A 7954-nucleotide genomic window follows, 5' to 3' on the forward strand; every position below is an offset into this window, starting at 1 on the left:
CCCCACAGGTGGGGAGTGGCCCTCTTCGTCTGCTCGGTGAGCAGCGCGGGAGAGACGGTCTTACTTGACGGTGATCTTCGCGCCGGCAGCCTCGAGCTTCTCCTTGGCGGCGTCGGCCGCGTCCTTGGCAACCTTCTCCAGGATGGCCTTCGGAGCACCCTCGACGAGGTCCTTGGCTTCCTTCAGGCCGAGGCCGGAAACGACCTCACGGACGACCTTGATGACCTGGATCTTCTTGTCGCCGGCCGACTCGAGGACGACGTCGAACTCGTCCTGCTCCTCGGCAGCGTCGGCGCCGGCAGCAGCCGGGGCACCGGCAGCAGCAACGGCAACCGGAGCAGCAGCGGTGACCTCGAAGGTCTCCTCGAACGCCTTCACGAACTCCGAGAGCTCGAGGAGGGTGAGCTCCTTGAACTGGTCCAACAACTCTTCGGTGCTGAGCTTCGCCATTGTGGCGGTCCTTCCTGTAAGTCCCATGTCGCTGATCCGCGACCGGGCGGGGTTATAGCAGTGATGCGCGGGTGCGGATCAGCTTTCGGCTGCAGCCTCGGCGGGAGCTTCGGCAGCTCCGCCTTCTGCGGCCTTCTTTTCCTGCAGAGCAGCGGCCAGACGGGCCACCTGCGAAGCAGGAGCGTTGAACAGGCCTGCGGCCTTTGCCAAGTTGCCCTTCATCGCGCCGGCAAGCTTGGCCAACAGGATCTCGCGGGACTCGAGGTCCGCGATCTTGTTGACCTCGTCCACGGACAGCGCAGCGCCGTCCATGTAGCCGCCCTTGATGATGAGCGCCTTGTTGTCCTTAGCGAAGTTCTTCAGAGCCTTCGCAGCATCGACGGGCTCGCCCTTGATGAATGCAATGGCGGTCGGACCGACGAAAAGGTCATCAAGGCCCTCGACGCCCGCCTCAGCAGCGGCACGCTTGACCAGGGTGTTCTTGGCGACGGAGTAGGTGGCACCCTCTCCGAGAGCGCGTCGCAGTGTCGTGATGTTGCCCACCGTGAGACCACGGTATTCCGTGATCACAGCAGCGGTCGAACCCTTGAACTGCTCGGTGATCTCCGCAACTGCGGAAACCTTCTCAGGCTTTGCCATACTTCGCCTCCTCTCATGACAGTCGTTATCCCACTTCGGAACCGCTGCGCACCGCCGGGTATCCCGGAGCACACAATCCACGACATGCAAAACGCCCCGGTGCAGGGCACACGGGGCGTGAAAGGAAGCCATTCGGCCAGGGCGCGAGCCCACGACCGATACGCATCCCCCTACCTCGTCCTCCTGCGTGGGCCGCCGGACATTCCCGGACTTTCAATCACACCCTTGCGGGAGCGATCACCAACGGTCTTGGGTAGAACATGATTTGGGGTGAAGCTCGAATAGCGCATCGAACTCCGCAGGACAGATTACGGCATGCCCTGCTCAACCACCAAATCGCGGTCGAACCCGAGCCCTTGGACGTGACCGGAGTCACTATCGATGCGTAGATGTGGGCCATCAGACCGGAATTGCACTCAATTACCTGTTACGACACGTAACAGGTATGAGTTAGCTTTTTCTCATGACAATCCTCGAAGCCCGAGCCGTCGTGGCCGGGTCCCGGACGCGCCGCTTCCTCGCGCTCGCCGTGATCTGCCTGGCCGAACTGCTGGTGGTGCTCGACAACACCATCGTCAACGTCGCCCTCCCGTCGATCGGCGTCGAACTGCGCACCAGCGTCAGCGGCCTCCAGTGGGTCGTCGATGCCTACACACTGACGTTCGCCGGCCTGCTCCTGGCGTTCGGCAACCTCGGCGACCGCTACGGGCGTCGACGCGTCATGGTCATCGGCCTGATCGGCGTCGCCGTCATGTCGATCGCCGGCGCCAACGCCGAGAGTCTGGGCCAGGTCATTGCGGCCCGAGCCGCGATGGGTGTCTTCGCCGCCGCCGTCTTCCCCGCGACCCTCGCCCTCGTCATCAACATCTTCACCGATGTGCGCGAACGCGCGCTGGCCATCGCCGCCTGGACTGCGATGGCAGGATTCGCGATCGCCATCGGCCCGATGGCCGGTGGGTGGCTGCTCGAACACTTCAGCTGGCACTCCGTCTTCTGGATCAATGTGCCGATCGCCGTTTTCGCGGCGATTGCGACGCTCGTGCTGGTACCGGAATCGCGCGCCTCCGTCATCGGGCGCATCGATCTCCTCGGCATCGCCGCCTCGATCACCGGCATCACCGTCCTCGTGTGGGCGATCATCGAAGCCCCGCACCACGGGTGGACGTCGACCGTCACCGTCGGCGCCGTCGCGCTCTCGATCGCGGTCCTGACCGGGTTCGTCCTCTGGGAGTTGCGCACCGACCACCCCATCCTCGACCTGCGGCTGTTCCGCAACCGACGGTTCTCCCTGCCCGCGCTCGCGATCGCCATCGGGTACTTCTCGATGTTCGGCTTCCTGTTCCTCATCACCCAGTACTTCCAGGGTGTCCGCGAGTACACGCCGTTCGAGTTCGGTGTCGCGTCGCTGCCGTTCGCGGTGTCGGTGGCGGTCGGCGCCCCGGTCGCCACATTGCTGGCGCAGCGGGTCGGGACGACCCCGGTGATCGTGTTCGGCCTCCTCCTGACCGGGGTCGGCCTGTACCTCGGCGGTCAGGTTGCCGTCGACAGCAGTTACCTGACGGACGTGCTCCCGTCGATGGTGTCGATGGCGCTGGGCCTGGCCATCGTGCAGGGGCCTGCAACCGAGTCGATCATGGCGTCGCTGCCGCTCGACGAGGCCGGGGCGGGGTCGGCCGTGAACGACACGACGAGGGAAATCGGAGGAACGCTCGGGGTCGCCGTGCTCGGATCGATCGTCGCGTCGTACTACGCGACGACGATGAGTCCGCTGCTCGACCGGATTCCGGCCGCATTGATGAACGACGACGAGAAGGGTTTCGCCCGCGCCACGGTGCTGAGCGTGCTCGAGATCCGCAAGCGTGAGATCCCGCCGTTCCTGGAGCAGCAGCGTGAGAATCTCATCCTCACCATGAAGACGACGGTCCTGCAGGGGTCGCACACCGCGTCGCTCGTCGCGGCGGGCGCCGTCGTGGTCTGCGCCGTCGTCGTCGCGATCTTCATGCCCTGGGCGCCTGCCCGCACGGATTCCGTGATGCTGGCGTGGCGGAAGAGAACCGAACCGGGAACCACCGACGAGCACTGAATCCGGACAAAGCAGTTCGGCCGGTACGGAAGAATTCCGTACCGGCCGAACTGTGTGAAGCGAGACTTACGCGTCAGCATCCTCGAGAAGGTTGCGGGTGCGGTTCGGGTCCACCGGGATGCCCGGTCCGGTGGTGGTCGAAACGGTGACCTTCTTGACGTAGCGGCCCTTCGCGGAGGACGGCTTCGCACGCAGGATCTCGTCCAGCGCGGCGCCGTAGTTCTCCACCAGCTTGGCGTCGTCGAACGATGCCTTGCCGATCACGAAGTGCAGGTTGGCCTGCTTGTCGACGCGGAAGTTGATCTTTCCGCCCTTGATGTCCGCGACGGCCTTCGTGACGTCAGCCGTCACGGTGCCGGTCTTCGGGTTCGGCATCAGGCCACGCGGTCCGAGGACGCGGGCGATGCGGCCGACCTTGGCCATCTGATCGGGAGTCGCGATGGCGGCGTCGAAATCGAGCCAGCCACCCTGGATCCGCTCGATGAGGTCCTCGGCACCGACGGCGTCGGCTCCAGCTGCCTCGGCCTCGGCGGCCTTCTCTCCGACTGCGAACACGATGACGCGGGCGGTCTTACCGGTGCCGTGCGGCAGGTTGACCGTGCCGCGGACCATCTGGTCCGCCTTGCGGGGGTCGACGCCCAGACGGACTGCAACCTCGACGGTCGCGTCCATCTTGCTCGACGACGTCTCCTTCGCCAGCTTCGCAGCCTGCAGCGGGCTGTACAGCTTGTCGAAGTCGACCTTTTCAGCGGCGGCGAGATACGCCTTGCTGCGCTTTGCCATTTCTTCTGTCCTAACTTCTCACCGCAGCGTGTGTCTTGTCTGCGGTGGTGAATGGTTCAGTAGTGGTCGGGGCCTGGCCGGCCCTCCCACGCTTTCGTCGACGGCGGTGCCGTCAATTGATCGTCGACGGCGGTGCCGTCAATTGATCAGGGCTGACTCAGCCGTCGACCGTGATACCCATCGAGCGTGCGGTGCCTGCGATGATCTTCGCGGCCTGCTCGATGTCGTTCGCGTTGAGGTCTTCCTGCTTGGTCTTCGCGATTTCGCGCACCTGATCCATGGTCACGGACGCGACCTTGGTCTTGTGCGGCTCGCCGGAGCCCTTCTGCACGCCTGCAGCCTTGAGCAGCAGCTTGGCAGCCGGAGGGGTCTTCAGCTTGAAATCGAAGGTCCGGTCTTCGTAGACCGAGATCTCGACCGGCACCACGTTGCCGCGCTGGGACTCAGTCGCCGCGTTGTAGGCCTTGCAGAACTCCATGATGTTCACGCCGTGCTGACCAAGCGCGGGACCCACGGGCGGTGCAGGGTTAGCCTGACCGGCCTGGATCTGAAGCTTGATGAGCCCTGCGAGCTTCTTCTTCTTGGGGGGCATCTCGATTTCCTAATTCTTGCTGGGTGTGTTTCTTGCTACTGCAGTGCAAGTATGGGGCGCTAGATCTTCGCGACCTGCGTGAAGGACAACTCGACCGGGGTCTCGCGACCGAAGATCGAGACCAGGACCTTGAGCTTCTGCTGCTCGGCGTTGACCTCGCTGATGCTGGCGGGCAGCGTGGCGAACGGGCCATCCATGACAGTGACCGACTCGCCGACCTCGAAGTCGACCTCGATGAGCGGCTTCGCGAAGGTCTCTCCGCCGGTCTCGCCGGCCGTGACCGTCGCCGCGGCGGCCTGCTTCTTCTGCTCCTGCTGCGGGAGCAGGAACTTGATCACCTCGTTGAGGGTCAGCGGGGAGGGACGCGACGTCGCACCGACGAATCCGGTGACGCCGGGCGTGTTGCGCACGGCTCCCCAGGACTCGTCGTTGAGATCCATGCGGACCAGGATGTAGCCGGGCAGAACCTTGCGGTTGACCTGCTTGCGCTGTCCGTTCTTGATCTCGGTGACCTCTTCGGTGGGAACCTCCACCTGGAAGATGTAGTCGCCGACGTCCAGGTTCTGGACACGGGTCTCGAGGTTCGCCTTGACCTTGTTCTCGTAGCCCGCGTAGGAGTGGATGACGTACCAGTCGCCGGGGGCGCGACGCAGGGCGGCCTTGAGTTCCGCGACAGGATCCTCGGGCTCTTCAGCGGTCACAGGCTCTTCGGCGGCAACAGCGTCTTCTTCGGCTTCGGCCTCTTCGGCAGGCGCCTCGTCCTCGATGATCTCGTCGGCCGGCGCGTCGTCGGCGACGTCGTCACCGAAGATTTCCGCGGCTTCGGTGCCCTCGTCGGCAGCCTCGACATCCACTTCGGCTGCCGCCTCGGCAGAAACACGCTCTTCGGCCAAAGCCTCATTCGTGTCGTTCTCGGGGGTGCTCACTGGGGCACTCGCTTCCTCTCGTCACTCACATACTTCGGATCCACCGGGGCGGATTCCGTCAACCGAACAACCAGGTGACGCCCTTGATGACCGCCAGATCCAACACGCCGATGAACGTCACCATGAACACCACGAATGCCAGGACGACGCTGGTGTAGGTGATCATCTGCTTGCGATTGGGCCAGATGACCTTGCGCAGCTCGGCGATGACCTCGCGGAGGAACCGGCGCAGGCGCTTGAAGATGTTTTCCTTGCGCGGCGTGTCGGCGCGATCCTTCTTCGCCGGCTTGACCTTGGTGGTCGTATCCGACTTCGACTGTTCCGGTGCCTTCACGGAACTCGCGGCGACCTCGGCGCCCGCCGGAGAACGGCGGCCCTGGCGCTTACCGCTGGGCTTTCCCGAGGGAGTGGCGGAACGCGTGGTGGTGGCGTCGGCCGCGGTGTCGTCGGCACTGTCCGGGCGTGTGGACCCTGAAGTGTCGCCGTCGCGCTTGGCGCGCTCCTCGCTCACGTCGTTCCTCTCAGTCGCTGGCATCCGGGGGCAGGGGCGACAGGACTTGAACCTGCAACCTGCGGTTTTGGAGACCGCTGCTCTGCCAGTTGAGCTACGCCCCTTTGGTCGGGAGACCTGGTCCGACTCTAGCCTCGAACCAATTCTTGACCGACCTCTCTGTGATTACATGACACGCGCGCCACCCTTGCCGGCCGTACAGCACCGTAGGGCAGCGCGCAGCGCTGAGTAATCCCAGAAATCTCAGTGTACTTCAAAGCCCCGGAACAAACCCAATCCACCCGGCTGTCAGGCCAGACGGACCGTTGCGGTGGCGCGACCGAAGATCTTCTTTCCCTCGGAACGCGCCACGATCGCGACTACTGCTGTCTTGCTTTCCTCGTCGAGCGACTTCACCTTACCGGTGTACTCGACCTGCGCGGCCTCGTCCTCGCGGACGTAGACCGAGCTCGTGAAACGAACATTGTATTCCTTGACCGCACCCGGATCGCCGAGCCACGACGTGACGAAACCGCCGCCGAGACCCATGGTGAGCATTCCGTGCGCGATCACGTTGTCCAGACCGGCGAGCTTGACGACCTCGTCGCTCCAGTGGATCGGGTTCGGATCGCCGGACACGCCCGCGTAGTTGACCAGGTCGCCACGCGTGAGCTTCACGATGCGCTCGGGAAGTTCCTCACCCACCGAGACGTCCTCGAACTTACGAAGCGCCATGCATGATCACGTCCTTGACTGCGTGAGCGATGTTCTCGTCGACCTCGCCACCGGTACGGGCGACGAGCGTCGTCCACGTGGTCTGGACGAGTTCGTCGTACTGATCGGTGACGATGTTCTTGGTGACGATGATGTCGCTGCCACCCATCTGACGGAACGACTCCAGGTAGACGTCGCAGACCAGCCGGTCGCCGACCTTGATCGGCTTGTGGAACTCGAGCCGCTGGTCGGTCTGGAGGATCTGGCTGGGGTCGTAGCCGGTGACGATCTCCTTGAAGAGGCGTCCCTGAGCGATGATGCCGACGAGCGAGATGAAGGTCAGAGGAGCGAGGAGGCCGTCGTAGCCGAGGCCCTTCGCGGCTTCCTCGTCGTGGTGAGCGGGATGCCAGTCCTGCACGGCACGCGCGTACTCGCGCACCTTCTCGCGTCCGACCTCGTAGAAGTCGTCGACGCGGTAGTGGTGCCCGACCATCGCCAGTGCGTGCGCGGCAGGATCAGCAGGAACAGCCGCGGGCACGTAGGCCTCTGTCTCTGTCACAGTGTCAGTCACGCGAAAGAACCTCTTCTACCCTTGACGTCGGCGCGTGAGGGCAGCCTAGAGGACTCCCTTCGCGAACGCAGTCCTTGTCCGGACCGTGTTACTTGGACTCGCGATGCGACTGGTGAGTTCCGCAGTTCGGGCAGAACTTCTTGATCTCCAGGCGATCGGGGTCGTTACGCCGATTCTTCTTGGTGATGTAGTTGCGGTGCTTGCATACCTCGCAGGCCAAAGTGATCTTGGGCCGAACGTCAGTCGAGGAGGCCACGGGATGCCTTCTTTCGGGTGAATCTGATTACGAACAATCAGGGTGGATCATGCATATTGTGTAGCGGTGACCGGACTTGAACCGGCGACGCAACGATTATGAGTCGTTTGCTCTACCAACTGAGCTACACCGCCTCGGTGTCGAGTGTCGCGCACCAGGCGCTCCACTTCAATCCAGCGAGCCCCCTAACGGAATCGAACCGTTGACCTTTTCCTTACCATGGAAACGCTCTGCCGACTGAGCTAAGGGGGCGTGCTTCGCTCGCACATCGCTGCGCGCTGAAGCCTTGACGAGATTACACAGAAGTTCCGACCAGAAACAAATTGCCTGGTCAGCGGCTTTCGTAAGTCGCTACACCCGGCAGTTCGCGTCGCGGCCCGCACCGGGCCGGGTCAGCAGGTTCTGCACCCGGTCTTCCCACGAACGACCGAACCCCGGTGAGCTGTCGCT

Annotated in this window: 10 protein-coding genes and 3 tRNA genes; 1 reads left to right on the forward strand and 12 read right to left on the reverse strand. The window is 63.7% G+C overall.

The genetic code is table 11. From position 1 onward, the window contains the following. Window positions 1-60 precede the first annotated feature (60 nt). Complete coding sequence (rplL, locus tag ACFTZB_RS39975) at window positions 61-450, reverse strand: 50S ribosomal protein L7/L12 (RefSeq protein WP_012688867.1); 390 nt, start codon at window positions 448-450, stop codon at window positions 61-63. 78 nt (window positions 451-528) lie between these two features. Then, window positions 529-1089 carry a 50S ribosomal protein L10 gene (gene rplJ / locus ACFTZB_RS39980; RefSeq protein ID WP_005252102.1) on the reverse strand — a complete coding sequence of 187 codons (561 nt, stop codon included), beginning with the start codon at window positions 1087-1089 and terminating at the stop codon, window positions 529-531. A gap of 463 nt (window positions 1090-1552) precedes the next feature. On the opposite strand from rplJ, the gene ACFTZB_RS39985 reads away from it, so the two are divergent. Continuing rightward, a complete protein-coding gene (locus tag ACFTZB_RS39985) occupies window positions 1553-3172 on the forward strand; it encodes an MFS transporter (RefSeq protein WP_378440631.1) in 1620 nt (539 codons plus the stop codon). A gap of 66 nt (window positions 3173-3238) precedes the next feature. On the opposite strand, the gene rplA is transcribed toward ACFTZB_RS39985, so the two are convergent. The 10 genes from rplA to ACFTZB_RS40035 form a co-directional block, all read right to left on the reverse strand. Further along, window positions 3239-3955, reverse strand: a complete 717-nt coding sequence (rplA, locus tag ACFTZB_RS39990; RefSeq protein ID WP_012688869.1) for a 50S ribosomal protein L1 — start codon at window positions 3953-3955, stop codon at window positions 3239-3241. A 157-nt stretch (window positions 3956-4112) separates the two neighbouring features. Then, entirely contained in the window at window positions 4113-4547 is a 435-nt protein-coding gene (rplK, locus tag ACFTZB_RS39995; protein WP_005252095.1) for a 50S ribosomal protein L11, read from the reverse strand. A 59-nt stretch (window positions 4548-4606) separates the two neighbouring features. Then, window positions 4607-5473: a transcription termination/antitermination protein NusG gene (gene nusG / locus ACFTZB_RS40000; protein WP_378440633.1), complete on the reverse strand. Its 867-nt coding sequence runs from the start codon at window positions 5471-5473 to the stop codon at window positions 4607-4609. A gap of 58 nt (window positions 5474-5531) precedes the next feature. Further along, window positions 5532-5984 (reverse strand): preprotein translocase subunit SecE, encoded by a 453-nt coding sequence (secE, locus tag ACFTZB_RS40005; RefSeq protein WP_378440635.1) that lies wholly within the window; start codon window positions 5982-5984, stop codon window positions 5532-5534. A gap of 31 nt (window positions 5985-6015) precedes the next feature. Further along, window positions 6016-6088: transfer RNA gene (locus ACFTZB_RS40010), tRNA-Trp, on the reverse strand. Between the two features lie 184 nt (window positions 6089-6272). Further along, the gene (gene hadB / locus ACFTZB_RS40015) at window positions 6273-6698 is read right to left on the reverse strand and encodes a (3R)-hydroxyacyl-ACP dehydratase subunit HadB (protein ID WP_005252091.1); all 426 of its coding nucleotides are present in this window, start codon (window positions 6696-6698) and stop codon (window positions 6273-6275) included. Continuing rightward, window positions 6685-7248 carry a (3R)-hydroxyacyl-ACP dehydratase subunit HadA gene (gene hadA / locus ACFTZB_RS40020; protein ID WP_043824409.1) on the reverse strand — a complete coding sequence of 188 codons (564 nt, stop codon included), beginning with the start codon at window positions 7246-7248 and terminating at the stop codon, window positions 6685-6687. The genes hadB and hadA overlap by 14 nt, the downstream gene beginning before the upstream one ends. An 88-nt stretch (window positions 7249-7336) precedes the next feature. After that, complete coding sequence (gene rpmG / locus ACFTZB_RS40025; RefSeq protein ID WP_005252089.1) at window positions 7337-7504, reverse strand: 50S ribosomal protein L33; 168 nt, start codon at window positions 7502-7504, stop codon at window positions 7337-7339. A gap of 61 nt (window positions 7505-7565) precedes the next feature. Beyond that, window positions 7566-7638, reverse strand: a tRNA-Met gene (locus tag ACFTZB_RS40030). A 45-nt stretch (window positions 7639-7683) separates the two neighbouring features. Further along, a tRNA-Thr gene (locus tag ACFTZB_RS40035) sits at window positions 7684-7756 on the reverse strand. Window positions 7757-7954: the final 198 nt, after the last annotated feature.

This window comes from Rhodococcus sp. NPDC057014 (assembly GCF_042673295.1).
Lineage (GTDB): Bacteria > Actinomycetota > Actinomycetes > Mycobacteriales > Mycobacteriaceae > Rhodococcus_F.